Source organism: Zoogloea sp. (genome assembly GCF_041914405.1).
Lineage (GTDB): Bacteria > Pseudomonadota > Gammaproteobacteria > Burkholderiales > Rhodocyclaceae > Zoogloea.
This window is the reverse complement of record NZ_JAYSDK010000010.1, coordinates 147568-148381: the sequence shown is the minus strand read 5'-3', so window position 1 is coordinate 148381 and position 814 is coordinate 147568. Positions and strand designations below refer to the sequence as shown.

The 814-nt window shown below is 71.6% G+C and carries 1 protein-coding gene; it reads left to right on the top strand.

Annotated features, from left to right (window positions below; translation table 11 throughout):
* A partial coding sequence (locus ACE3RX_RS08635; RefSeq protein WP_374482368.1) for a glycerate kinase occupies nt 1-743 on the top strand: 743 nt, incomplete at its 5' end.
* Nucleotides 744-814: the final 71 nt, after the last annotated feature.

Below are 814 nucleotides of genomic sequence, written 5' to 3'. Positions count from 1 at the left end.
ATCCGGCGCGGGTGGTGAACCTGCTGATCTCCGACGTGCCCGGCGACAACCCGATGGACATCGCCTCCGGGCCCACGGTGGCCGACCCGACGAGTTGCGCCGGCGCGCTGGAGATCGTCCGCCGCTACGGCATCGAGCTGCCGGCCGGCGCCCGCGCGCTGCTGGAGAGCGGTGCCGGCGAGACCGTGAAGCCGGGCGATCCGCGCCTGGCGGGCGTGAGCACGCACCTCATCGCCACCCCGCAGATGGCCCTGGAGGCCGCTGCCGACGTGGCCCGCGCCGCTGGCGTGACGCCGCTGCTGCTCGGCGACAGCATCGAGGGTGAGGCCCGCGACGTGGGCAAGGTAATGGCCGCCATCGCGCTGCAGGTGAAGCGCCACGGCCAGCCCATCGCGGCGCCCTGCGTACTGCTGTCCGGCGGCGAGACCACCGTCACCGTGCGCGGCAACGGACGCGGCGGGCGCAACGTGGAGTTTCTGCTGTCCTTGGCGGTGGCCCTTGACGGGGCGTCCGGCATCCACGCGGTGGCCGGCGACACGGACGGCGTGGATGGCTTGGAGGAGATCGCCGGCGCGCTGGCCTTCCCCGACACGCTGGAGCGGGCCTGGGCGAAGGGTATCCGCCCCCGCGACAGCCTCGACAACAACGACGGCCACGGCTTTTTCGAGGCCCTCGGCGATTCGCTGATCACCGGCCCGACCCTCACCAACGTGAACGACTTCCGGGCAATTCTGGTGACCTGATTCCGGGAGAACAGGATCCCGGTGGGGGCGAATTCATTCGCCCTCAGTCGGTTGAAGGGCATCCGCGGGCG